This window comes from Thermus igniterrae ATCC 700962, assembly GCF_000376265.1.
In the GTDB taxonomy this organism is placed as follows: Bacteria; Deinococcota; Deinococci; order Deinococcales; family Thermaceae; genus Thermus; species Thermus igniterrae.
On sequence record NZ_AQWU01000073.1, the window covers coordinates 75,675 to 99,374 of the forward strand.

19 protein-coding genes are annotated in these 23,700 nt (G+C 69.4%); 13 read left to right on the top strand and 6 right to left on the bottom strand.

Annotated elements, in window-relative coordinates:
* Positions 1–10 precede the first annotated feature (10 nt).
* Positions 11–1,087, top strand: a complete 1,077-nt coding sequence (locus tag B128_RS0111215; RefSeq protein WP_018112366.1) for a TRAP transporter substrate-binding protein — start codon at positions 11–13, stop codon at positions 1,085–1,087.
* Here the strand turns inward: B128_RS0111215 and fdhF are convergent.
* From fdhF to B128_RS0111240, 5 genes are read right to left on the bottom strand one after another with little or no spacing between them, the layout of a single operon-like run.
* Complete coding sequence (fdhF, locus tag B128_RS0111220) at positions 1,084–3,123, bottom strand: formate dehydrogenase subunit alpha (RefSeq protein WP_018112367.1); 2,040 nt, start codon at positions 3,121–3,123, stop codon at positions 1,084–1,086. The genes B128_RS0111215 and fdhF overlap by 4 nt on opposite strands.
* 1 nt (position 3,124) lies before the next feature.
* The gene (locus B128_RS0111225) at positions 3,125–3,724 is read right to left on the bottom strand and encodes a 2Fe-2S iron-sulfur cluster-binding protein (RefSeq protein ID WP_018112368.1); all 600 of its coding nucleotides are present in this window, start codon (positions 3,722–3,724) and stop codon (positions 3,125–3,127) included.
* Entirely contained in the window at positions 3,714–5,180 is a 1,467-nt protein-coding gene (locus B128_RS0111230) for an NADH-ubiquinone oxidoreductase-F iron-sulfur binding region domain-containing protein (RefSeq protein ID WP_018112369.1), read from the bottom strand. The genes B128_RS0111225 and B128_RS0111230 overlap by 11 nt, the downstream gene beginning before the upstream one ends.
* 18 nt (positions 5,181–5,198) lie before the next feature.
* A complete protein-coding gene (gene galK / locus B128_RS0111235) occupies positions 5,199–6,242 on the bottom strand; it encodes a galactokinase (protein ID WP_018112370.1) in 1,044 nt (347 codons plus the stop codon).
* Between the two features lie 7 nt (positions 6,243–6,249).
* Positions 6,250–7,089 (bottom strand): metal ABC transporter substrate-binding protein, encoded by an 840-nt coding sequence (locus B128_RS0111240; protein WP_018112371.1) that lies wholly within the window; start codon positions 7,087–7,089, stop codon positions 6,250–6,252.
* A gap of 88 nt (positions 7,090–7,177) precedes the next feature.
* Between B128_RS0111240 and B128_RS0111245 the strand changes: the two genes are divergently transcribed.
* The 12 genes from B128_RS0111245 to B128_RS0111300 all read left to right on the top strand — a co-directional run bounded on the left by B128_RS0111245 (position 7,178) and on the right by B128_RS0111300 (position 21,952).
* Positions 7,178–8,497, top strand: a complete 1,320-nt coding sequence (locus B128_RS0111245) for an aminotransferase class III-fold pyridoxal phosphate-dependent enzyme (RefSeq protein ID WP_018112372.1) — start codon at positions 7,178–7,180, stop codon at positions 8,495–8,497.
* A gap of 32 nt (positions 8,498–8,529) precedes the next feature.
* Positions 8,530–10,206: an ABC-ATPase domain-containing protein gene (locus B128_RS0111250; RefSeq protein WP_018112373.1), complete on the top strand. Its 1,677-nt coding sequence runs from the start codon at positions 8,530–8,532 to the stop codon at positions 10,204–10,206.
* A gap of 17 nt (positions 10,207–10,223) precedes the next feature.
* Positions 10,224–11,606 (top strand): PucR family transcriptional regulator, encoded by a 1,383-nt coding sequence (locus B128_RS0111255; RefSeq protein WP_018112374.1) that lies wholly within the window; start codon positions 10,224–10,226, stop codon positions 11,604–11,606.
* Between the two features lie 68 nt (positions 11,607–11,674).
* Positions 11,675–12,988, top strand: coding sequence for a 4-aminobutyrate--2-oxoglutarate transaminase (gene gabT / locus B128_RS0111260; RefSeq protein WP_018112375.1), 1,314 nt, complete (start codon positions 11,675–11,677; stop codon positions 12,986–12,988).
* Positions 12,976–14,091 (top strand): ABC transporter ATP-binding protein, encoded by a 1,116-nt coding sequence (locus tag B128_RS0111265; RefSeq protein WP_018112376.1) that lies wholly within the window; start codon positions 12,976–12,978, stop codon positions 14,089–14,091. Before gabT ends, B128_RS0111265 begins: the two co-directional genes overlap by 13 nt.
* Positions 14,084–14,989 (top strand): ABC transporter permease, encoded by a 906-nt coding sequence (locus tag B128_RS0111270; RefSeq protein WP_018112377.1) that lies wholly within the window; start codon positions 14,084–14,086, stop codon positions 14,987–14,989. Before B128_RS0111265 ends, B128_RS0111270 begins: the two co-directional genes overlap by 8 nt.
* Positions 14,990–15,000: 11 nt before the next feature.
* Positions 15,001–15,777, top strand: coding sequence for an ABC transporter permease (locus B128_RS0111275; protein ID WP_018112378.1), 777 nt, complete (start codon positions 15,001–15,003; stop codon positions 15,775–15,777).
* The gene (locus tag B128_RS0111280) at positions 15,774–16,793 is read left to right on the top strand and encodes a polyamine ABC transporter substrate-binding protein (RefSeq protein ID WP_026175217.1); all 1,020 of its coding nucleotides are present in this window, start codon (positions 15,774–15,776) and stop codon (positions 16,791–16,793) included. The genes B128_RS0111275 and B128_RS0111280 overlap by 4 nt, the downstream gene beginning before the upstream one ends.
* A gap of 7 nt (positions 16,794–16,800) precedes the next feature.
* The gene (locus tag B128_RS0111285; protein ID WP_018112380.1) at positions 16,801–18,144 is read left to right on the top strand and encodes an aspartate aminotransferase family protein; all 1,344 of its coding nucleotides are present in this window, start codon (positions 16,801–16,803) and stop codon (positions 18,142–18,144) included.
* On the top strand, positions 18,128–18,796 hold the full coding sequence (locus B128_RS0111290; RefSeq protein WP_018112381.1) for a GNAT family N-acetyltransferase: 669 nt from the start codon (positions 18,128–18,130) through the stop codon (positions 18,794–18,796). Before B128_RS0111285 ends, B128_RS0111290 begins: the two co-directional genes overlap by 17 nt.
* Positions 18,793–20,262 (top strand): amidohydrolase, encoded by a 1,470-nt coding sequence (locus B128_RS0111295; RefSeq protein WP_026175218.1) that lies wholly within the window; start codon positions 18,793–18,795, stop codon positions 20,260–20,262. Before B128_RS0111290 ends, B128_RS0111295 begins: the two co-directional genes overlap by 4 nt.
* Positions 20,240–21,952, top strand: coding sequence for an aldehyde ferredoxin oxidoreductase C-terminal domain-containing protein (locus tag B128_RS0111300; RefSeq protein ID WP_018112383.1), 1,713 nt, complete (start codon positions 20,240–20,242; stop codon positions 21,950–21,952). The genes B128_RS0111295 and B128_RS0111300 overlap by 23 nt, the downstream gene beginning before the upstream one ends.
* Here the strand turns inward: B128_RS0111300 and B128_RS0111305 are convergent.
* On the bottom strand, positions 21,925–23,472 hold the full coding sequence (locus B128_RS0111305) for an acyl-CoA dehydrogenase family protein (RefSeq protein WP_018112384.1): 1,548 nt from the start codon (positions 23,470–23,472) through the stop codon (positions 21,925–21,927). The genes B128_RS0111300 and B128_RS0111305 overlap by 28 nt on opposite strands.
* Between the last annotated feature and the right edge of the window lie 228 nt (positions 23,473–23,700).

Sequence of the window (23,700 nt, forward strand, 5' to 3'; positions counted from 1 at the left end):
AGGAGGGGCTATGGAGCGGCGGAACTTCCTCAGGAAGGTGGGGGTGGGCTTGGCCGCCAGCCTGGCCTACACGGCCCGGGCCCAGGCCACCCCCCAGGTGCGCTGGCGGCTGGTCTCCAGCTACCCGAGGAGCCTGGACACCCTCTACGGGGGCGCCGAGGACCTGGCCAGGCGGGTGGCCGAGCTCACCGAGGGGCGGTTCCAGATCCGGGTCTTCCAGGCGGGGGAGATCGTGCCTGGGGGGCAGGTGCTGGACGCGGTGCAACAGGGCACGGTGGAGGCGGGGCACACCTATGGCCCCTTCTACGTGGGCAAGAACCCTGCCCTGGCCTTTGACGGGGGGGTGCCCTTCGGCATGACCTACCGCCAGCACAACGCCTGGATGTACTTCGGGGGCGGGCTGGAGCTCCTGCGCGCCCTCTACGCGGACTTCGGCCTCCTCCAGTTCCCCGGGGGGAACACCGGGGCCCAGATGGGGGGATGGTTCCGCAAGGAGGTCCGCACCCTGGCCGACCTGAAGGGCATCCGCATGCGCATCCCCGGCCTCGGAGGCGTGGTCATGGGGCGGCTTGGGGTGGTGCCCCAGACCCTGGCCGCCGGGGACATCTACCCCGCCCTGGAGCGGGGTACCATTGACGCCACGGAGTTCTCCGGCCCCTACGACGACGAGAAGCTGGGCTTTTACAAGGTGGCCCGCTACTACTACTACCCCTCCTTCTGGGAGCCCAGCGCCCAGCTTTCCTTCCTGGTCTCCCAGCGGGAGTGGGCCAGGCTTCCCAAGGAGTTCCAGGAGGCCTTCCAGGTGGCGGCCGCGGAGGTCAACCTCACCATGATGGCCAAGTACGATGCCCTGAACCCTCCCGCCCTGCAGCGCCTCCTGCGGGCAGGGGTGCGCCTCAGGAAGTGGCCTGCGGAGATCATGAAAAAGGCCCTGGAGGAAGCCCGGGCCCTCTACGAGGAACAGGCGGCCAAGGACGCCACCTACAAGAAGGTGTACACCGCCTACTGGAGCTTCCGCTCGGAGCTTTACCGCTGGTTCTCTGTGGCTGAGCTGGGCTACGAGAGCTTTGCCTTTCCCGCCTCCTAGTCCACCTTTTCCAGGCGCACCGCGCTCACCTTGAACTCGGGGATGCGGCTTATGGGATCCAGGGCGTCCAGGGTGAGCCGGTTGGCGGGGGCCTCGGCGAAGTGGAAGGGGGCGTAGACCACCCCCTCGGGGGTGCGGTCCGTGACCCAGGCCCGGGCGCGGATGCGTCCCCGGCGGCTCACCACCTCGATGGGCTCCCCGTCGGCGATGCCCAGCCGGGCGGCGTCCAGGGGGTTCACCTCCACCTTGAGCTCGGGGTAGGCGGCGTTCAGCTGGCTGTTGCGGCTCAGGGTGCCCCCGTGCCAGTGGAAGAGGACCCGGCCCGTGCAGAGGGTGAAGGGGTAGTCCTCCGAGGGGGGCTCGGCGGGAGGGGTGGGGTGGACGGGGAAGAAGCGGGCTTTCCCCGAGGGGGTGTTGAAGCGCTCCCGGAAGAGGACAGCCTCCCCAGGGTAGTGCTCGTGCGGGCAGGGCCAGCGCACCCCCTCCGCCTCCAACCGGCGGTAGGTGATCCCTCCCATCATCCCAGGGAGGGCCTGGCGGACTTCCTCCCAGATGGCCTCGGGATGGGGGTATTCCCGCCAGGGGCGGCCAAGGGCCTTGGCCAGACGCTTGCCTAGCTCCTGGGTGATCCACCAGTCCGGCCTTGCCTCCCCCGGCGGGTCCAGCACCCGCCGCACCCGTTGCACTCGGCGGTCGGTGTTGGTGAAGGTGCCGTCTTTTTCCAGGAAGCTGGCCGCGGGGAGCACCAGGTCGGCGAAGGGGGTGGTCTCGTTTTCCAGGATGTCCTGGACGATGAGGAAGGGAAGCGCGCGGAGCTTGGCCTTGAGGTGCTCCTGGTAGGGCTCGCTGGTCACGGGGTCCTCCCCGATCAGGTAGATGGCCTCCACCTGGGGGATGGCCTCAAACACCTCGGTCATCCGTAGCCCCGGGGTTGGGTTCAGGGGCACGCCCCAGAGGGCTTCAAAGTGCCGCCTTACCCCCTCCTCCGCCACCTTGCCGTAGCCGGGGAGGACATCGGGCAGGGCCCCCATGTCCCCCGCCCCCTGGACGTTGTTCTGGCCCCTTAGGGGGTTGAGCCCCGCTCCCTCCACCCCCACCTTGCCGGTGAGGAGGGCCAGGTTCACCAGGGCCTGGGCCGTGGCCGTGCCCTTGGTGTGCTGGGTGACCCCCATGGCCCAGTAGGCCCCGGCCCGGGGGGTGGTGGCGTAGAGCCGGGCGGCCTCGGCGATCCTCTCCCGGGGGACCCCGGTGGCCTCCTCGGCGGCCTCCAGGGTGTAGGGCTCCAGGGAGGCCTGCCACTCGGCAAAGCCCTCGGTGCGCGCCTCCACATAGGCCCGGTCCCAGAGCCCCTCCTCCAGGAGGTACCGGGCCATGGCGTTGAGGAGGAAGAGGTCGGTGCCCGGGCGCACCCTAAGCCACAGGGTGGCCGCCTCGGCCATGCCCGTGTACCGCGGGTCCACCACGATGAGCCTGGCCCCCTGGCGCACCCGCTTCTTGATCATGGCGGCGATCACCGGGTGGGTCTCCGTGGTGTTGGAGCCCACCACCAGGAAGAGGTCCGTCTTCCCAATGTCCTCCAGGGGGTTGGTCATGCTGGCCCCGCCCAGGGAGCGGCTCAGGGCGGCGGTGGAGGAGGAGTGGCAGAGCCGGGAGCAGTGGTCCACGTGGTTGGTCCCCAGGAGGGCCCGGGCCAGCTTCTGGGCCAGGTAGACCTCCTCGTTGGTGGTTTTGGCCGAGGGAAAGACGGCGATGGCCTCGGGGCCGCGGCGCTTTAGGACCTCCAGGAGTCTTTCCGCCCCGAAGTCCAGGGCCTCCTCCCAGGTGGCCCGGCGCAAGGGCGCTCCCTTCCTCTCCCGGAGCATGGGGTAGAGGAGGCGCTTGCTGGAGAAGGGAAAGTCCAGGCCAAACCGGCCCTTCACGCAGAGGGCCCCGTGGTTGGGGGGGATGTCTGGGGCCAGGACCCGGACCACGCGGCCCTGCCGCACCTCGGGCTCCACCTGGCAGCCCACGCCGCAGTAGGGGCAGGTGGTGCGCATCTCACACCTCCAGGGAAAGGGGCCTCAGGGCCCCCGTGGGGCAGACCTGCACGCAGTTGCCGCAGAAGACGCAAGGGGTTTCCGGCAGGGGGCGGTCCAGGGGGGTGGTGGGGTGGGCCAAAAGCCCCCGCCCCTCCATGGCCAGGGCGTAGACCCCCATAATCCCGTCCCCGCAGGCGTCCACGCAGCGGCGGCAGTTCACGCACCGGGCGTAGTCCCTGAGGAAGAAGGGGTTGTCCCGGAGGGCCTCCCGCCCTTTTCGCCTGGGCACCTCCCCCCAGCGTTCGGGCTCTCCCCCGTATTCCTCCAGCAGGGTCCTGAGCTCCGGGGCCAGGGAGAGGTCGGTGGTGAGGAAAAGCCACTCCAGAAGCGTTTTGCGCAGGGCCCTGAGTTCTTCCGTCTCCGTCCGCACCTCCAGCCCCTCCCTGGCCTCCGTGGCGCAGGCAGGGACCAGCCTGCCATTGGCCTCCACCAGGCACAGGCGGCAGAGGCCCCGGGTCTCCGTCTGGGGGTGGTGGCAGAGGGTGGGGACCCTGGCCACCTCCAGGAGAAGCGCCCCCTCCTTGGTTTCCACCTCTTGCCCGTCTACCCTAAGCCGCACCTTCCACCTCCAGCAGGCTCTGGTAGGCCCAGTGGGCGGACTGGCCTAGGCCGCAGAGGCTTCCTTTGAGGGTGGCCGCCAGGTCCGCCAGGAGCTTGGGGTCCCGTTCCCGGCGCCGTACCATCTCCAGCTGCACGGCGGTGCCCAGGGGGCAGGGGAAGCACTTGCCGCAGGACTCCTCCCGGAAGAAGTGGGCCAACCCCTCCAGGACCTCCCAGAGGTCCACCCCCGGCCCGAAGGCCACCAGGGCTCCGGCCCCCAAGGGTAGCCTCTCCCGGTAGCGCAGGGGGAAGGCTAGGTCCCGGGTGAAGACGCCGGCCGCCCCGCCCAGAAGGACCGCCTGGACCTCTGCGGCTCCAGCCCGCCTCAGGGCCTCCCCCAGGAGGGTGCCCAGGGGGAGCTCGTAGAGGCCAGGTTCGGCCACGTCCCCGCTAATGGAGAAGAGCTTGGGCTCTTTTTGCCGCCAGGCCGCCGGGCCTTCCCGCAGGATGAGGGGGAGGTTGGCCAGGGTCTCCACGTTCTGCACCAGGGTGGGCCGCCCCCAAAGCCCCCGCTCCACGGGGAAGGGGGGTTTGAGGCGGGGCTCGGCCCGCCGGCCCTCCATGGACTCCAAAAGGGCGGTTTCTTCCCCGCAAATGTAAAGCCCGCCGCTTGGGAAGACCTCCACGGGCAAGGGGAGAAGCCCCGCCTCCCTGAGCTCCCCGATGGCCGCCTCCAGCCCCAGGATGGCCGCCTGGAACTCCTCCCGCACGTAGAGGTAGACCCTTTCCGCCCCCACGGCCAAGGCGGCCAGCAGGGCTCCCTCCAGGACCAAAAAGGGGTGGTGCTCCAGGAGGAAGCGGTCCTTGAAGTTGCCGGGTTCGGACTCGTCCGCGTTCACCACCACGTACTTGGGCGGCTGGCCCTGGGCTACGGCCCGGAGCTTCAGGTGGGTGGGGAAGGCGGCCCCGCCCCGGCCCAGGAGGCCTGCCTCCTCCACCGCCCGGACCACCCCTTCGGGGGTGAGGAGGCCTTGCCCCAGCCTCTTTAGGGCCTCTAGCCCTCCCAGGGCCCGGTACCCCTCGAGGTCCAGGATGGGCTCAGGGGGAAGGAGCCGGCCTCCCTTGCCCAGGGCGAAGGGTAGGCGGAACTCCGAGAAGGGAACGAGCTGGCCCTGCCACTCCACGTAGCGTTCCTCCGGGGTGAAGCGCAGGTAGACGGGGGCCAAGGCCTCGAGGCCCAAGGGGGGATAGGTGCCCTCCGCCTCCCGCAGGAGCGCCTCAAACCCCCGGGCCCGCGCCACGGGGTCGTCCACCAGAAGCCTTCCCTGGGGAAGGCCCCGGTAGCGGGGGTAGTAGCGCACCACCCCCCAGGCCTGGGCCAGGGGGACCCCGGCGAGCCTGGCCGCCTCCGCCACCTTGGCCTCCGTGAGGGGAAGGCGGGCGTCCAGGAGGGGCAGGAGGCTTGGCTTTTCCATGTCTATAGCTTAAGCCCCTTAGAGGAGTTGGAGCTGGGGAAAGCGGGCCTCTAGGGCCTCCTTGAAGGCCGCGTACCCCTCCTCGGGCACCAGGGCCACCACCGCCCCCCCAAACCCCGCCCCGGTGAGCTTGGCCCCGTAGGCCCCGGCCGCCAGGGCCGCCTCCACCAGGGCGTCCAGCTCGGGGAGGCTCACCTCGTAGTCCCGGGAGAGGGAGCGGTGGCTTTGGGTCATGAGCTCCCCGAAGGCGCGGGCGTCCCCCCGCCGCAGGGCCTCCACCCCCTTAAGCACCCGGAGGTTCTCGCTCACCACGTGGCGCGCCCGCCTGTCCAGGGGGGAGGGAAGGCTTTCCACCAGGCAGAGGTCGGCCACGTCCCGAAGCGCCCGCACCCCAAGCCGCCGCGCCGCCTCCTCCGCCTCCCTTCGCCGCTCGTTGTACCCCGCCTCGGCCAGCCGCCGCTTCAGGCCCAGGTCCAGGACCGCCACCCGGGTGCGGGGGGGGAGGGGGAGGTTCTCGTGGGCCAGGGTGCGGGTGTCCAGGAAGAGGGCCTTGCCCACTTCCCCCAGGCTGGCCACCATCTGGTCCATGAGGCCGCAGCGCACCCCCACGTACTCCACCTCGGCCTTCTGTGCCAGGAGGGCCACCTCCTGGTCGGAGAGGGGGAGGCGGTAGAGGGCGCGGAGGGCCTTGAGGGCGGCCACCTCCAAGGCGGCGGAGCTGGAAAGCCCTGCCCCCATGGGCAGGCGGCTTCGCACGTAGAACCGGGCCCCGGGCACCTCGTGCCCCGAGGCCCTCAGAGCCCAGACCACCCCCAGGAGGTAGTCCAGGAAATCCCCCTGGGGAGGGCTTTGCAGGGGCCTGGCCCTGAGTTCCCCCAGGTTCTCGCTGTAGGCCTCCACCTGCCCCTGGGCGGGGGCAGCCTCCACCTGGGTGAAGTAGGGCACCGGGGTTGGGAGGACGTACCCCTCCTGGTAGTCCGTGTGCTCGCCCAGGAGATTCACCCGCCCCGGGGCCTGGGCGCTGGCCTCGGGGAGGAGACCGAAGACCTCCTTGAAGCCCATGCCTCCATTATGGGCAAAGGGCCTTCAGGTTGTGGTCCAAGAGGGCCAGGTAGCTGGGCACCTTCTGGTCCAGGGTGTCGGTGTAGAGGACGGCCACCCGGGCCCCCAGGGCCTCGGCTAGGGCCTTGAGGGCGGTGCCCCGGTACTGGGGCTCGGCCAGGAGGAGGCGCACCCCTTCCCGCCGGGCCCGTTCCACCAGGGTCAGGAAGCTCCGGCTCCCCACCTCCTGGGCCCCCCCATGGCTCAGCACCCCCACCACCTGGAGGCCGTAGCGCCGGGCGAAGTAGCGGAAGGCGTCGTGCTGCACCACCACCTTGGTGCCCTTAAGGCCGCAGGCCTGGAAGGCCCGGTCCCGCCTTTGCACCTCCTGGCGGAAGCGCTCCAGGCTGGCCCGGTACTGGGCCTGGCCCTGGGGGTCCAGGGCGGAAAGCTCCCGGGCGATGGCCTCCGCGTAGCGCAAGGCGTAGGTGGGGTCCAGCCAGAGGTGGGGGTCGCAGGGGCCATGGCCGTGGCCGGGCTCCTCGAGGCAGATGAGGCCCGGCTGGCCTTCTCCCAGCCGCACCACCTTGGCCCCTTTGGGCAGGAGGTTTTGCAGCTTGGGAAGGAAGGGCTCGAGGCCAAGCCCGTTGGCGAAGAGGAGCCGGGTTTGGGAGAGGGCCTTGGCAGTGGCCGGGGTGGGTTCAAAGGTGTGCGGGTCGGCCCCCCGGGGCACCACCTCCACCACCTGGAGGCGGCCTGCCCCCACCTGGCGCACCAGGTCCGCCAGGATGGGGGTGGTGGCGGCCACGGGGACTTGGGCCAGGGCGGGGGCCAGGAGGAAGCCGAGGAGGGCGGGGAAGGGTCTCATGGCAATATTGATATTGCGTTATCACATAACCGTCAAGCCCCTCACCCATAGGGGCCCTGGGGTTCCCCCGGGGATATAATCCGGACAAATGGACCTGAAAGCCCTTCACAAAAGGCACGTCCTCACCCCCTGGGTGGCCCAGGCCCCCCTGGACCCCCCGATGGTGGTCCGCGGGGAGGGGGTCTGGCTCTACGACCAGGAGGGGCGCCGCTACCTGGACCTTTCCGCCGGCCTGGTGGCGGTGAACCTGGGCCACGCCCACCCCCGCATGGTGCGGGCCATCGCCGAGCAGGCGGGGGTGTTGGCCTACGCCGCCCCCAGCCTCTTCCACGACAAGCGGGCCCTTTTGGCCAAGGCCCTTTCCGACATCTCCCCTTGGCCTGAGGGGGGACGGGTGTTCTTCACCCCCTCGGGGGCGGAGGCCAACGAGGATGCCCTCAAGTTCGTCCGCCACCTGACGGGCCGCCCCAAGGTCCTGGCCGCCTACCGTTCCTTCCACGGAGGCACCCACGGGGCCGCGGCCCTCACCGGGGAGAACCGTCGCTGGCCCGCGGAGCCGGCCATCCCCGGGGTGGTGCACTTCTTCGCCCCTTACCCCTACCGCAGCCCCTTCTACACGGAAGACCCAAAGGAGGAGGCCCGCCGGGCCCTGGAGCACCTGGAAAGGGTTCTCCTCCACGAGGACCCCAGGCGGGTGGCCGCCATCTTCCTGGAGCCCGTGGTGGGGTCCAACGGGGTGATCCTCTATCCGGAGGGCTACCTGGAGGGGGTGCGGGCCCTCTGCGACCGCCACGGCATCCTCCTGGTCTTTGACGAGGTGATGACCGGCTTTGGCCGGGTGGGGGCCGCTTTCGCTGCGGAGCGCTTCGGCGTGGTGCCCGACCTCATCACCTTCGCCAAGGGGGTGACCTCGGCCTACGTGCCCCTGGGCGGGGTCCTGGTGCGGGAGGGTCTGGCCCGGCACTTTGACGAAACCCCCCTGCCCACCGGCCACACCTACTCGGGCCACCCCCTGGCGGTGGCCGCGGGGCTTGCCGCCCTTAGGACCTACCAGGAGGAGGGGATTTTCGCCCGGGTCCGGGCCATGGAGGGCTTCTTCCTGGAGGCCTTGAAGGACCTGGCCCGGCACCACCCCCTCATCGGGGACGTGCGGGGCCTGGGCGCCTTCTACGCCCTGGAGCTGGTCCGGGACCGGGAGACCAAGGAACCCCTTTCCCCCTGGCACGGGCCCTTCAGCCCCCCCATGGCCGCCCTGCTCAAGGCCCTTCTCCAGGAAGGGGTTTACCTTTTGGCCAAGCACAACATCCTGGTGGTGGCCCCGCCCCTCACCATCGCCGAGGCGGAGTTTCTGGAGGGCCTGGAGCGCCTCTCCCGCGCCCTGAGGCGGGTGGAGGTGGAGGCCCTCTAGGGAGAACCCCTTGGGGTCGGTAAAATCCCCCCGTGCGTTCGCTGTCCGACCTCCTTGACAAGCTGGCAACCCTCGAGGGCAAGCCCTATCCCTTCTACAAGGACCTGAAGGGCACCTGGCAGGGGGAGGGATTTGTCCTGAGGTTCGTCCACGTGCAGGGGGACCCCTTCGCCGCCCCCAGCATCCTGGAGGTCCGCTACCCTCCTTCGGCCCTCTTAGGGCTTAGGGTCTACACCCGCCCCGAGGGCCGGGTGGCGGTGGAGGACTTCCTCCTGAGGAGCCTCAAGGCCCGCCTCCGCCACCTTCCCTCCGTGGGGGGAAGCGGCCACTCCGGCCAGGTGCGGGTGGAGGTGGAAAGCCCCAAGGTGCTGAAGCGGGCCGGGGCCCACCTCTCCCCGGGGGGGCTTTTCCTGAGGCTCCGCCTGGGCCTGCCCGCGGTGGGAAGGCGCATCCTGGGCAAGGAGGCCAGGGGGCTTTTCCAGGCCCTGCTGCGGCACCTTCGGGACTTCCTCCCCGAACTGGACCAGCAGGCCCTTCTCCGCCACGTGCGCCAGGTGGAGGACTTCGCCCACATCCAGGAGCGCCTGGAGGCCCAGGGCCTGGTGGCCTTCGTGGGGGAGGGGAGCCTCCTTCCCCGGGAGAGCGGGGTGAGCCAGAGGCCCCTGCGGGGGGCCATCCCCTTCCAAAGCCCCCCCTCCTTGCGGGTGGGCTTCCGGGTGCCCCACGCCGGGGAGGTTTGGGGCATGGGGCTTCCCCAAGGGCTCACCCTGATCACCGGGGGCGGGTTCCACGGCAAGACCACCCTCCTGGAGGCCCTGGTCCACGGGGTCCATCCCCACGTACCCGGGGATGGGCGGGAGTGGGTGGTCACCCATCCCCTGGCCCAGCGGGTGCAGTCGGAGGACGGCCGGAGCGTCAGGGGGGTGGACCTGCGCCCCTTTGTCCACGGCCTGCCCCTGGGCCAGAGCACCGCCTTCTTCTCCACCGAGGACGCCTCGGGCTCCACCAGCCTGGCGGCGGCCATCCTCGAGGCGTTGGAACTAGGGGCCCGGGTCCTCTTTCTGGACGAGGACACCTCCGCCACCAACCTCCTGGTGCGGGACGCCCGCATGCAGGCCCTGGTGCGCCAGGAGACCCTCACCCCCCTCCTGGACCGGGTGGGGGACCTCAAGGCCCTGGGGGTGAGCCTGGTCCTGGTGGTGGGCGGGGTGGGAGACTACCTGGACCTGGCGGACACCGTGGTCCTCCTGGAGGCCTACCGCCCCCGCGAGGCCACCCAGGAGGCGAGGCGGGTGGCCCAAAGCCACCCCACGGGCCGGGTCTTCGGCGAGCCCCAGCATCCCCTGATCCTCCGCTCCCGGGCCCCCTTGCCCGAGAGCTTTGACCCCAGGCGGGGCCGCAAGGCCCGGGTGCGGGGACGGGGCCTCCGGGAGCTCCTCTATGGGGAGGAGGTGGTGGACCTCTCAGCCCTGGACCTCTTTGAGAACGCCCAGGTGCGGACCATCGGCGCCCTGTTTCGCCGCCTCCAGAACCTGGCCGATGGCCAGACCCCCCTCCGTGCCCTGGTGGAGGGCCTCCTCGCCGCCGAACCCTTTCCCGACCTCTTCCCCCTGGAGGAGGCGCCCGAGCTGGCCTGGGTCCGCCCCCTGGAGCTGGGGGCGGCGGCCAACCGGCTCAGGGCCTTGGAGGTGCGGCAGGTGGGCCCGTAGCATGGGGGTGTAGACCCATGGGCCTCCCCCTGGAGGATCTGCTGGCCCTGCCCTCCCTGGCGCGGGCCCGCCTGCTGGCGGGCGATGCGCGGCGCCCGGTCTCCTGGGTCCACGTGGTGGACCTGCCAGAGCCTGCTCCCTGGGTGCGGCCGGGCCAGCTCCTCCTCTCCACGGGTTATGCCTGGCCTCGGGAGGAGGAGGCCCTGCGGCGCTTTGCCCAGGCCCTGGCCGCCCGGGAGCCCGCCGGGGTGGCCCTGGCGGTTCCCCAGTTCTTCGCCCATTTTCCCCAGGCGGCCCTCGAGGTCCTGGGCCAAAGGGGGGTGGCCGTCTTGGAGCTTCCCTGGGAGGTGCCCTTTGCCCAGGTGACCGAGGAGGTGCTCAAGCGGCTTCTGGCCCGGCAGCTGGAGGTCCAGGAAAGGGTCCAGACCCTGCACCGGGCCCTGATGCAGGCGGTCCTACGCCGGGAGGACATGGCGGCCTTCCTGGGGCGGCTTTCCCAACTCCTCGGGCGCCCGGTGGCCCTGGCCGAGGTCCCAAGGGGCTTCGCCGTTCCCGTGCCCTTGGGCAGGGGTCTGGGGGGATACCTGGCCCTGGAGGGGGAGGCCGATGAGGTGGAGAGGCAGGCCCTGGAGAACGCGGCCTTGGTGGCCGGGCTGATCCTCTCCCACCAGCGGGCCTTGGCGGAGCAGGAGGCCAGGCTGGGGTATGCCTTCTTGGATGCCCTTTTGGAGGGGCGGCGGGAGGCCTTGAACCCCGAGCGGGCGCGGGCTTTTGGCCTGGACCTTTCCCGGCGGTACCGGCTTGGGGTCCTCCTGTTGCCCCTGCCCTTGCCCCTCACGGAAAGGGGGTTCCAGGAGCGGGAACGGGTGGTGGGGGAGGTGCGGGGCCTCCTGCGGCGCAAGGGGGCCTGCGGGGTCCTCTCGGTGAGCCTCAACCAGGTGCGCTTCCTCCTGCCCGAGGCCCTGGACCCCGGGGCCTTCTGGCGGGAGCTTGGCCTAGCCTTTCCCCTTTACCTTTCCCGGCCCAAGGCTCCCGGGGCTCTGGGAGAGGCTCTGCCCGAGGTAGAGCGGCTTTTCTCCTTTGCCGAGCCCGGGGTTTACCTCTATGAGGCCCACCTGGTGCCCCGCCTCCTCCTGGGGGACCTCGAGGCCCGCCAGGAACTCCTCGCCTGGCTCGCCCCCTTGCGCCCCGCCGAGCGCCAGGCCCTTTGGGCCTGGGTTCAGGCTGGTTTCCGCTACAAGGAAGCGGCCCGCGCCCTGGGGGTGCACCTCAACACCCTCCGCTACCGCCTGCGCCGGGTGGAGGCCAGGCTGGGGGTGGCCTTGGACCGCCCCGAGGACCGCTTCCAGCTGGAGCTGGCCGCGCGCATCTGGTCATTGAACGACAAAAAAGGGGGTTAGATTTTGTCTTTTTGGGCCGTTGTTCCCGGCCCTCCTGGGGCCTAACCTCTTAGGTTAAAGGAGGCAGCGTGGCCCTAGTGGAGTCGCGGAACCAGGCCCTTTGGCAGTTGCGGGAGCGGGTCGTCCCCCGGGGGGTGGCCCAGGCCCATCCGGTTTTCATCGCCCGGGCCGAGGGGGCCCGCCTCTGGGACGTGGATGGGAAGGAGTACCTGGACTTCGCCGGGGGCATCGGGGTGATGAACGTGGGCCACGGTCACCCCCGGGTGCTCCAGGCGGTGCGGGCCCAGCTGGAGCGCTTCACCCACCTCTGCTTCCAGGTCACCCCCTACGAACCCTACGTGCGCTTGGCCGAGCGGTTGGCCGCTTTGGCCCCTGGGGACTTTCCCAAGAAGGCCCTCTTCCTCACCACCGGGGCGGAGGCGGTGGAGAATGCGGTCAAGATCGCCCGGGCCTTCACCGGCCGCCCGGCCATCGTGGCCCTCACCCACAGCTTCCACGGCCGTACCCTCCTGGGGATGTCCCTCACGGGCAAGGCCAGCTACTACAAGCAGAACTTCGGCCCCTTCGCCCCGGAGGTGTACCACGCTCCCGTGCCCTACCCCTACCGGGGCTTTACCGAGGAGGCGGCCTTGGAGGGTCTGGCGGAGCTTTTCCGGACCCAGGTGGATCCCGAGCGGGTGGCGGCCCTGATCCTGGAGCCGGTTCTCGGGGAGGGGGGGTTTATCCCCCTTTCCCCCACCTACCTGAAGGCGGTACGGGCCCTCACGGAGGCCCACGGTATCCTCCTCATCGCCGATGAGATCCAGTCGGGCTTTGGCCGCACGGGCCGCATGTGGGCCGTGGAGCATGCCGGCGTGGTTCCCGATCTCCTGACCTTTGCCAAGAGCGTGGCCGCAGGCCTTCCCCTCTCTGGGGTGGTGGGCCGGGCCGAGGTCATGGACGCCCCGCGGCCGGGGGGGCTTGGGGGCACCTACGCCGGCAACCCCCTGGCCTGTGCCGCGGGCCTAGCGGTGCTGGACGTTTTTCGGGAGGACGCCCTGCTGGAGCGGGCCCAGGCCCTGGGGGAGACCCTGTGGCGGGGACTCCTTGCCCTGCAGGCCCGCTTCCCTCAGGTGGGTGAGGTGCGGGGCCTGGGCCCCATGGTGGCCATGGAGTTCGTCCGCGACCCCGGGAGCAAGGAGCCCGCTCCCCATCTGGCCCAGGGGGTCTTGGAGGCGGCCCGGGAGCGGGGGCTCATCCTTCTCAAGGCCGGGATGTACGGCAACGTGATCCGGGTGCTGGTGCCCCTTACCGCTTCCCCGGAGGAGGTGGCGGAGGGTCTGGGGCGCCTGGAGCAGGCCATGGAGGCTGCGCTCGTTGGGGAGGGGGGATGCTCTTCCTGAAGAGGATCCGCAGGGGTGGCCTGGGGCGCAGGGGCGGGGCCTCGGGCGAGGGGAGCCTTCTCCGCTCGGACGGCGCAGAGGGCCTTTGGGCAACTTCAGGAGGGCTTGGCCTTCAGGGCATCACCAAGCGCTTCGGCGAGCTGGAGGTCCTCCGGGGGGTGTCCTTGGAGGTCCACCGGGGGGAGTTCTTTACCCTTTTGGGTCCTTCGGGGTGCGGCAAGACCACCCTGTTGCGCATCGTGGGGGGGTTTGAGGTGCCCGATGCGGGCCGGGTGGTGCTTGGCGGGAGGGACCTGACCCACCTCCCTGCCCACCGGCGCCCGGTGAACACGGTGTTCCAGAACTACGCCCTCTTTCCCCACCTGACGGTTTACGAGAACGTGGCCTTCGGCCTGAGAAGCCGGGGTTTCCCCGAGGCCGAGGTCCGGGCCCGGGTGGAGTATGCCCTGGGGCTTTTGCACCTGGAAGGCCTTCTCCACCGCTATCCCCAGCAACTCTCCGGGGGGCAGAAGCAACGGGTGGCCCTGGCCCGGGCCCTGGTGAACGAGCCTGAGGTCCTCCTCCTGGACGAGCCCATGAGCGCCCTGGACGCCAAGTTGCGGGCGGAGGTGCAGGTGGAACTTCGGAACCTGCAACGGCGCCTGGGGGCCACCTTCATCCTGGTCACCCACGACCAGGAGGAGGCCATGGCGGTCTCTGACCGCATCGGGGTCATGGAGGGGGGAAGAATCCTCCAGGTGGGCACGCCAGAGGAGGTTTACGAGAGGCCCAGGACCCGCTTCGTGGCCGAGTTTCTGGGGGTGGCCAACCTCATCCCCGCCCGAAGGGGCAAAGGGGGGGTGGAGACCCCCTGGGGTACCTTTGCCCTCGAGGTCCCCTGGGAGAGGGGCTTTCTGGCCATGCGGCCCGAGCGGGTGGAGGTTCACCTCCATGCCGTACCCGGCTCCGTCCCGGCCCGGGTGCGGCAGGTGATCTACCGTGGGGCCTACCTGGAAGCCTTTTTGGAACCTTCCCTGAGGGTGCGCACCGCCTTGCGCCTGAGCCCTGACCAGGAGATTTTCGTGCGCCTACCCGTGAAAGGCCTGGTGGTCCTCCATGAATAGGCTCCTGGTCTGGTACGGGGAGCTGACCACGGCCCCGAGCCTCTTCCTGAGGGGACTCCTTCTGGTCCTCCCGGGGATGGTTTGGCTCCTGGCCTTTTTGGTTCTTCCGGGCCTTGTCCTCCTGCCCCTCTCCTTTGCCGAGAGGGGGGCCTTTGGCGAGGTGGTCTGGACGTTTTCCTGGGAGAACTACCGCCGGCTTCTGGGGTTTGGCGTACTGGGCTATAGCCCCGACAACCTCCTGGCCCTCCTGCGCACCCTGTGGGTGGCCCTGGTCACCACCCTGATCTGCCTGCTCCTGGCCTATCCCATCGCCTTCTTCATCCGTTCCAAGCCTCGCGCCCAGCGCTACCTGTGGCTGTCTTTGGTCCTGATTCCTTTCTGGACCAACATCGTCATCCGCACCTACGCTTGGCAGCTCCTCCTGGCCCCGGAGATGCCCTTTGCCCGGCTGGCCTCGGCCTTGGGCCTCCTGGAGCCCGGAATGGCCCTTTTCCCCAGCACCCTGGCGGTGTACGTAGGCATGGTGAGCGCCTTCTTGCCCTTCATGGTTCTGCCCCTCTACTCCAGCGTGGAGCGGCTGGACGAAAGCCTCCTGGAGGCGGTGCGGGACCTCTATGGGGGGCCCTGGCGCGTCTTCCTCCACGGGGTGTTGCCCCAGACCCTGCCCGGCCTGACCGTGGGGGTGATCCTCACCTTCGTCCCCGCCATGGGCATGTTCGTGGTGCCCGACCTCTTGGGAGGGGCCAAGCACCTCTTGGTGGGGAACCTCATCCAGCAGGCCTTTTACACCATGCGGGACTGGCCTTATGGGGCGGCCCTGAGCCTGGTCTTGGTCCTCCTCACCCTTTTGGCCCTGCGCCTCTACCGCCGCCACGGGAAGGAGGTGGAGCTGGCGTGAGGGTGTCCTGGATGACCCGCGCGGTGGCTCTCTCGGCCCTGGCCTTGTTGTACCTCCCCATGCTGGCGGTGGCCCTCTTCTCCCTGAACCGCACCCGGCACGGCCTGGGCTGGGGCGGCTTCACCTGGGAGTGGTACCTGCGCCTCTTGCAGAACGAGGCCGTCCTCGAGGCCACCCGCAACACCTTTCTCCTCGCCCTCCTTTCCACGCTCCTGGCCACCCTGCTGGGCACCCTTTTGGCCCTGGGCCTGGAGCGCCACCCCTTTGGCCGGCGCTTCCGGGGCTTTTTGGAGACCCTGCTCTACCTGCCCGTGGTCACCCCGGACCTGATCCTGGCCGCGGCCTTGGTGGTGGCCTTCGGCTTCCTGCGCCAGGCCTTCAGCCTCTTTGAGCCCGGGCTTCCTGCCATGGTGGTGGGGCACGTGACCTTCCAGGTGGCCTTCGTGGCCCTGGTGGTCATGAGCCGCTTGCAGGGCCTGCCCCGGGAGCTGGACGAGGCTGCCCGCGACCTCTACGCCACCTATCCCGTCTACCTGCGCCGGGTGCTCCTGCCCCTTCTGACCCCGGGTATCGTGGCCGGGGCCATGCTGGCCTTCACCCTCTCCCTGGACGATTTCGTCATCAGCTTCTTCACCGCCGGGCCCACCAGCCAGACCCTTCCCCTCCTCATCTACGCCTCTGCCCGGCGGGGCGTCACCCCGGAGATCCATGCGGTTTCCACCCTGATCTTCCTCCTCACCGTGTTGGCGGTGCTGGGCGGGGAACGGCTTACCAGGAGGTCGGTATGAGGATACTGGCGATGTTGGTGGTGTTTTTGGCCCTGGGGCTGGCCCAGAAGGAGCTAAGGCTTTTCATCTGGTCGGAGTACATAGACCCCGCCATCCTCGAGGCCTTCACCAAGCAGTACGGCCACAAGGTGCGGGTGGACCTCTACGAGTCCAACGAGGAGATGATCGCCAAGCTCCAGGCGGGGGGGGTGAGCCAGTACGACCTCATCTTCCCCTCGGACTTCTACGTCCCCTCCCTCATCCAGCTCCGGCTGGTCCAGCCCCTGGACCACGCCAAGATTCCCAACCTCAAGAACCTGGACGACAAGTTCAAAAACCCCCCCTTTGACCCGGGCAACCGCTACTCCGCCGCCTACCAGTGGGGGACCACGGGCATCGTCTACCGCAAGGACCGGGTGGCCAAGCCGGAAAGCTGGGGGGTTCTCTTCCAGGAGCCTAAGGCCCCCTTCGTCCTCATGGACTCCTCCCGGGAGATGCTGGGGAATGCCCTCAAGTACCTGGGCTACTCCGTGAACACCAAAAATCCCAAGGAGGTGCAGCAGGCGGGGCAGCTCCTCCTGCAGGCCAAGCGGAGCCGCTACTTCCTGGGCTTTGAAGGGGGGGTGGGGGGCAAGAACCGGGTGGTGGCCGGGGCTGCTGCCTACGCCGTGGTCTACAACGGGGACGCCATGCGGGCGGCCGACGAGAACCCGGGCAAGGTGGACTTCGCCATCCCCAAGGAGGGGGCCACCCTCTGGGTAGACTCCATGATGATTCCGGCCAGAGCGCCCAATCCCGAGGCGGCCCACCGCTTCATCAACTTCATCCTGGACCCCAAGGTAGGGGCCCAGCTTTCCAACTACAACCGTTACGCCACGCCCAACAAGGCCGCCCTGCCCTTCGTTAACCCCGCGGACCGCAAGAACCCGGCCATCTACCCAAGCCCCGAGGCCATGCGGCGCCTGGAGTTCATCCTGGACCTGGGCAAGGACAACCGGATCTACGACGAGGTCTGGACCGCGGTGAAAAGCCGTTAGGAGGCGTATGGGTTACATCCAGCTTAGAACCGAGATTCCCGGGCCCAAAAGCCGGGAGCTTTTGGAAAGGAGGGCGCGGGCGGTTTCCCGGGGCCTGGCCCAGGCCAACCCCATCGCTGTGGCCAGGGCCCACGGGGCCTTGGTGGAAGACGTGGACGGCAACCTCCTCGTGGATCTGGCGGGGGGCATCGGGGCCCTGGCGGTGGGGCACACCCCCGAGAGGGTGGTGGAGGCCATCCAGGCCCAAGCGGAGCGGCTCATCCACATGTGCGCCATCGTGGCCAACTACGAGCCCTACGTGGCCTTGGCCGAGGCCCTGAACGCCCTCTACCCGGGCCCTGGCCCGGCCAAGACCCTCCTGGCCAATGGGGGGGCGGAGGCGGTGGAGAACGCGGTGAAGCTGGCCCGGGCCTACACGGGGAGGGCGGCGGTGATGGTCTTTGAAGGGGCCTACCACGGCCGCACCAACCTCACCATGGCCATGACCTCCAAGTACGCCCTCTTCAAAAAGGGCTTTGGCCCCTTTGCCCCGGAGGTTTACCGCCTGCCCGTGCCCAACCTCTACCGTACCCCCCCGGGGATGACGGAAGAGGAGTACCTGGACTGGTCCCTCTGGAACCTGGAAAATGCCCTGGTGGCCCATATTGACGGCTCTGCCCTGGCGGCCATCGTTATAGAGCCGGTCCTGGGGGAAGGGGGGTTCATCCCCGTGCCCCACGCCTTCTTGCGCAAGCTCCGGGAGATCGCCGACCGCACTGGGGCTCTCCTTATCGCCGATGAGGTGCAGTCCGGTTCGGGGCGCACCGGCCGGATGTGGGCCATAGAGCATAGCGGGGTGGTGCCCGACCTCATCGTCTCCGCCAAGAGCCTGGGGGCGGGCATGCCCATCAGCGCGGTGACGGGAAGAGCGGAGGTGCTGGACGCTCCCCACGTGGGGGGGGTGGGGAGCACCTACGGCGGCAACCCCCTGGCGGCGGTGGCGGCCCTCGAGGCCCTCCGCATCCTGCGCTCCCCCGGCTTCATGGAACGGGCCTCCCTCATAGAGGCTACGGTGCGCCGGGTCTTTACCCCCCTCAAGGAGGCGGTCCCCGCCCTGGGGGATGTGCGGGGCCTGGGGGCCATGATGGCCTTGGAGTTCGTCAAGGACCCCAGGACCAAAGAGCCCTGGCCGGAGTTCGTCCTGGAGCTGGTCAGGCGCAACGCCGAGCGGGGCGTGATCACCATCCGTGCAGGCCTGTACTCCAACGCCCTCCGCTTCCTCCCACCCCTGGACATCCCCCTAGACATGCTGGAGGAGGCCCTTTCCGTGGTGGCCGAGAACATCCGGGAGGTGTATGCCAAGCTGGCCTGAACCCCTCTTCTGGTCCGAGGACGGGCGCTTTGCCGTGGTGCGCTCCCAGCCTTCCATGGCGGAGGTCTTGGAGGAGATCCAGGAGAAAAGCTTCCCCACCCTTTCCAAGGAAGAGCGCATGACCCGGGAGCACTACCTTTCCCACATGCGCATCTTCCCCGAGGGACAGCATGCGGTGGTGGAGGTGGCCACGGGCAGGGTGGTGGCCTGCTCCACCGACTTTCGCACCCGCGTGGACTTCCACCACTACCAGCACCGGTACATAGAGGCGGTGGCCGGGAACTGGCTTACCCGGCACGACCCCGAGGGGGACTGGCTCTACGGGGCGGACATCGGGGTCTTGCCCGAGTACCGGGGCCTTGGCCTCTCCCGCCTCCTTTACCAGGCCCGCCAGAATCTGGTGCGCCGTCTGGGCCTGAAGGGGCACGTGGCCGGGAGCATGCCCAAGGGATACCACCGCCACGCCCGGGAGATGCCCATAGAGGAGTACGTGCACCGGGTGGTGCGGGGGGAGTTGCAAGACCCGGTGCTCTCCGTGCAGCTTAGGCGGGGCTACCGGGTGTACGGCATCATCCCTGATTACCTGGAGGACCCTAGCTGCCTGAACTACGGGGTCTTTGTGGTCTGGCGCAACCCGGAGGTGGGTTGGTGAGGCGGGTGTCGGGTCGGGTCCTCGTGCCCGATGCCCTAGGCCGCTACCGCCCCTACCGCGCCCTTTGGGTGCGGGAGGGCCGGGTGGCGGGGCTGGAGCCGGGGGAGGGCAGGGGGGAGGTGGTCCTCCCGGGGTTCCACGATGCCCACGTGCACATCTGGAAGGTGGGCCAGCTCCTCACGGACCTCCTGGACCTGCGGGGGGTGCGCTCCCTGGAGGAGCTGGAGCGCATGCTGCGGGAGCGGGACCGGCTTCTTCCCCCGGGTACTTGGCTTCTCGGGCGGGGGTGGAACGAGGCCCTTCTGGGGGGCTGGCCCCACCGGGCCTTTCTGGACCGGGTGGTGCCGGGGCGGCCGGTCCTCCTCACCCGCACCTGCGCCCATATTCATGCGGTCAACTCCCAGGCCCTTTCCCTGGCGGGGATCGGCCCCGACACCCCAAGCCCCCCTGGGGGGGAGGTCCGCTTTGCCGAGGGGCTTTTGTTGGAGCGGGCTTACGGCCTAGTGGAGCGGGTTTTGCCCCGGCGCACGGTGGCCGACTACCGGCGGTATGTGCTGGCGGGAGCCAGGCACCTCCTGGCCCAGGGCATCACCTCGGCCCTCGAGGCCGGGGCCGACCCCGAGCTCCTAGAGGCCTACCGCTCCTTGGACCGGGAGGGCCTCCTGCCCCTCAGGGTCTCGGTGCTGGCCATCCGCCGCCCCGACGGAGCAGAGACCACCTACCCTCTGCCCGAGCCCTACCGCTCCGAGCGGCTTTTGATCGCCGGGATCAAGCTCTTTGCCGATGGGGGCCTTTCCGGGGCTTCGGCGGCGGTGAGCCGCCCCTACCAGGGGGTGGGGGGGCTGGGGGTGTTGCGCCTCAGGGCCGAGGAGGTCTTTGAACTGGCCCTTGCGGCCCACCAGAGGGGCCTCTTCGTGGCCACCCACGCCATCGGGGATGTGGCCATAAGGGAGGTCCTCCGGGGCTACGCCCGGCTCTACCAGGAGGCCCCCAGGCCCATCCGCCATCGCCTGGAGCACTTTGGCCTTCCGGGTCCTAAGGAGCTGGCCCTGGCCCGGGCCCTGGGGGTGTGGGCGGTTCCCCAGCCCATCTTCCTCAAGGAGCTTCGGGAGAACTTCCTCCGCTACCTGCCCGAGGGCTTCCTCGCCCGTTGCTACAACCTTGGGCGCATGGAACGGGCCGGGCTGGCCCTGGCCTTTTCCTCGGATGCCCCGGTGGTGCAGGAGGTTTCCCCCCTGGCGGGGGCGGTGGCGGCCTCCCGGCTCCCCCTTTTGGGAAGAGGCCTCCCCCTGGAGCGGGCCCTTTTCCTCTACACTCAGCCTGAGGCCAGCGGCTTCCCGCCCATGCGCCTCTGGCCTGGGCACCCGGCAGATCTGGTGGTCTACTCGGCAGACCCCTTTACCCACCCGGAAGAGGCGCGGGTGGTGCGCGTGGAGGTGGACGGTGTGGCGGTCTATACGGCTTGACCTGAAGGAGAAGAAGGCCTACTGGCAGGAGGTGTCCCCCGAGGAGGTGGCCATGGGCGGCCGCTACCGCACGGCCAAGCTCCTCCTGGAGGGGGAGGCCTACCGCTTTGACCCCCTGGCCCCGGAAAACCCCCTGGTCTTCGCCGTAGGCCCCCTGGCGGGCACGGGGTTTTCCAACGCCAACCGCACCAGCGTGGGCACCCGTAGCCCCCTGACCCTGGGCATCAAGGAGGCCAATGGCGGTGGCACTTTCGGCTACGCCCTGGGGCAGATGCGGCTTTCCCACCTGGTGCTGGAGGGGCGGAGCCCGGAGTGGGTGGTCCTCCGCATCACCCGCACGGGGGAGGTCTTCTTTGACCCTGCGGAGGGGCTTTTAGGCCTGGGGAACTTCCAGGCGGCAGAGCGGCTTTTCGCCGCCTACGGCCGGAGGATCGCCTTCGCCCTTCTGGGCCCCGTGGGGGAGTACGGGGGGCTTCTGGCCGGTATCGCCTTCTCCGACACCGATGGCCGCCCCTCCCGCCTGGCCGCCCGGGGGGGCGTGGGGGCGGTGATGGGGGCCAAGCGGGTCAAGGCCATCGTGCTGGAGGTGCCGGGCAAGGTGGAGGTGGCGGACAAGCCCAAGGTTCTGGAGGCCATCCGCCGCTACGCCCAGCTCCTGCGCGAGGACCCCCTGGTCATGCAGTTTTACAACGCCATCGGCACCATGGGCATGGCCGACTTCCAGAATGCCTTTGGAGGGCTTCCCGTGCGCAACTTCCGCGAGGGGCGCCTGGCGCCCGCGGAGGCCTTCCGCATGGGGGGGCAGTACATCGCCCCTCTCAACAAGGCCCGGGGGGGGAAGCACACCCACGCCTGCATGCCGGGGTGCGTGATCCAGTGCTCCAACGTCATCGTGGACGAGGGGGGCGAGGAGGTGGTCTCCCCCCTGGAGTACGAGACCATTGGCCTTCTGGGCACCAACTGCGGCCTGCAGGACCCCGACCAGCTGGCCCGCCTTAACCGCCTGGCCAACGACCTGGGCATAGATACCATTGAGACCGGGGCTAGCCTGGCCCTCTACATGGAAAAGGGCCTGGCCCCCTGGGGGGACTACGCCTTCATGGAGGCCAGGCTCCAGGCCCTCTACACCCCGGACGAGGAGGCCCGCCTCCTGGCCCAGGGCACGGCCCGGCTGGGGGAGGCCCTGGGAGTGGCCCGGGTTCCCGTGATCAAGCGCCAGGCCATCTCCGCCTACGACCCCCGGGTGGTGGAGGCCACGGGGGTCACCATGATGATCACCGCCCAGGGGGCGGACCACACCGCGGGCAACGCCCCCCGGCTGGAGACCCGGGCCATGGGGGTGGGGGAGGTCCTCGAGGCCAGCTACCAGGCCCAGGTGAACGCCGCCGCCAACGACGCCCTGGGCCTTTGCGTTTTCGGGGGAAGCGTCACCAACAAGCAGGTAGACTTCATCACCCAGAGCGTGAACGCCGCCTTGGGCACGGGCCTAACCCCGAGGTTCTGGACGGAGCTGGGGGAGGCGGTCTTGCGCCTGGAGCACCGCTTCAACCACCTGGCCGGCTTCACCCACGAGGACGACCGCCTCCCCGCCTTCTTCTACCAGGAGCCCGTTCCCCCCAAGGGCTACACGGCCCGCTTCCGCCCCGAGGACCTCGCCCCCCTCTACGAGCGGCTCCACCAGGGGTCGTAGAGCTCGGGTCTCTGGGCCGAGGGGGGCAGGGGTTGGCCCTCCAGGAAATGCCGGGCGTAGAGGCGGGCCAGGGCGGGGAAGGGCTCGGCCTCCACCCGCTCCAGGGCGTAGAGGGTGGCGGCGTCCGCCAGCCGCCGCAGGGCCTCTTTGGCGTACCAGGGGCCTTCTTCCTGGAGGTCCTTCAGGGTTTTTTCCGCGTGGCGCCGGGCCTCGGGGCTTTGCCAGAGCATTTCCAGGAAGGGCTCATGGGCCCGTTTTTTGGCGATGGCCTCCAGCATGTCCAGGGCCTGGATGTTGGCGGGGCCTTCCCAGATGGGGGTGATGAGGGCTTCCCGGTGCCAGCGGGCCACGCCGTACTCCTCCAGGAAGCCGAGCCCTCCGAAAAGCTCCATGGCCAAGGCGGTGATGAGGGTGCCGTGTTCGGCGGTGCGCCCCTTGGCCAGGTGGGAGAGGAGGCGGGCCAGGTGGTAGCCCTCGGAGTAGGGGGGCCTTTCCTGCCAGACGCGGTCAAACTGGGCCACGGCCAGGAAGGCCAGGGCCGTGCCCCCCACCTGGTGGAGGCGCATCCTGAGGAGGTCGTGCTGGATGAGGTCGTGCTCTAAGAGCCGCTTGCCGAAGGCGGTGCGCCGCCTCACGCGGAAGAGGGCTTCCAGGTGGGCCTTCTTAGCGATGCCCATAGCGGCCACCGCGTTGGCCAGCCGGCTCACCGTGAGGTTTTCCAGGGTGTAGTAGATGCCCTCCTCCAGATGGCCGATGGGAAAGGCCAGGCTTCCTTCCAGCTCCACCTCCCCCGAGGGCACGGCCCGGGTGGCCAGCTTCTCCTTGAAGCGGCGCACGCGGAAGTTGAGCCGCCCCTCCACCTCCCGGGGCAGGAGGAAGAGGGCTAGGCCCTTGGGCCCCGGGGGAGCCCCCTCGGGGCGGGCGGTGACGATGGCGTAGTCCGCCAGGCCGGCTCCGGAGGCGAAGTACTTGTCCCCCCCGTAAAGACGGTAGGCTTCCCCCTCTCGCCTGGCCAGGGTGCGGTTGGCTCCCAGGTCGCTTCCCCCCTGGATCTCCGTCATCCAGGTGGCGCCGTAGGCCCTGCCGTAGAGGAGCTCCCGCTTCACCCCCTCCCACTCTGGGGCGTACTTGTGGAGGGCGTAGGCCACCTGGTGGGTGATGGTGAGGATGCAGTAAAGCCCCCCGTCCGCCAGGAGGTAGCCCAGGGCGTAGTGCAGGGGCCAGCCCCGGCCCTCGTAGGCGGGGCGGATCATGGGCCTTAGCTTCTCCAAAAGGAGCGCCTGAGCGGGGGAGAGGAGGGCCCGGTCTATGCGGTTCCCGTCCAGGTCGTGCATGAGGAGGCGGGGCGGGGCCTCCTGGTCCACGTGGTGGGCCACCTCCAGCACCTCCTCCCCCACCAGACGGCCGAAGGCGTGGAGCTCCTCCTCCGGCAGCCCGGGGGCAAAGGTAGCCAGCACCGCTTTCAGGTCCGGGTCTAAGGCATAGTGGTCCTCGCCCTGGCTGTAGAAGCGTGCCTCCATGGTTGCCTCCAAGCCGAGGCTACCCCTTGGGGGCCGGGAGGGTCAAGGTGGGCTTGTTTACATTCAAATAGTTTCCCCCTTTTCGGATATTCACCTGCGTACTCACCTCACGCCACCGCCCGCAACACCCGGGTGATGGGCAGACCCGCCTGCCCAAGAAGCTGGGCCACCACGCTCCAGGCCATCACCCAAGCTTCCACTTGCAGGGCCACCGCCTTCAGCCCCCGT

Bases quoted from the DNA above. Each gene is read 5' to 3' on its own strand.
- B128_RS0111285 (WP_018112380.1), top strand. From the start codon at position 16,801: ATGGGTTACATCCAGCTTAGAACCGAGATTCCCGGGCCCAAAAGCCGG.
- B128_RS0111280 (WP_026175217.1), top strand. From the start codon at position 15,774: ATGAGGATACTGGCGATGTTGGTGGTGTTTTTGGCCCTGGGGCTGGCC.
- B128_RS0111305 (WP_018112384.1), bottom strand. From the start codon at position 23,472: ATGGAGGCACGCTTCTACAGCCAGGGCGAGGACCACTATGCCTTAGAC.
- B128_RS0111240 (WP_018112371.1), bottom strand. From the start codon at position 7,089: ATGAGACCCTTCCCCGCCCTCCTCGGCTTCCTCCTGGCCCCCGCCCTG.
- B128_RS0111245 (WP_018112372.1), top strand. From the start codon at position 7,178: ATGGACCTGAAAGCCCTTCACAAAAGGCACGTCCTCACCCCCTGGGTG.
- galK (WP_018112370.1), bottom strand. From the start codon at position 6,242: ATGGGCTTCAAGGAGGTCTTCGGTCTCCTCCCCGAGGCCAGCGCCCAG.
- B128_RS0111290 (WP_018112381.1), top strand. From the start codon at position 18,128: ATGCCAAGCTGGCCTGAACCCCTCTTCTGGTCCGAGGACGGGCGCTTT.
- B128_RS0111265 (WP_018112376.1), top strand. From the start codon at position 12,976: ATGCTCTTCCTGAAGAGGATCCGCAGGGGTGGCCTGGGGCGCAGGGGC.
- B128_RS0111255 (WP_018112374.1), top strand. From the start codon at position 10,224: ATGGGCCTCCCCCTGGAGGATCTGCTGGCCCTGCCCTCCCTGGCGCGG.
- B128_RS0111230 (WP_018112369.1), bottom strand. From the start codon at position 5,180: ATGGAAAAGCCAAGCCTCCTGCCCCTCCTGGACGCCCGCCTTCCCCTC.
- B128_RS0111215 (WP_018112366.1), top strand. From the start codon at position 11: ATGGAGCGGCGGAACTTCCTCAGGAAGGTGGGGGTGGGCTTGGCCGCC.
- B128_RS0111270 (WP_018112377.1), top strand. From the start codon at position 14,084: ATGAATAGGCTCCTGGTCTGGTACGGGGAGCTGACCACGGCCCCGAGC.
- B128_RS0111275 (WP_018112378.1), top strand. From the start codon at position 15,001: ATGACCCGCGCGGTGGCTCTCTCGGCCCTGGCCTTGTTGTACCTCCCC.
- fdhF (WP_018112367.1), bottom strand. From the start codon at position 3,123: ATGCGCACCACCTGCCCCTACTGCGGCGTGGGCTGCCAGGTGGAGCCC.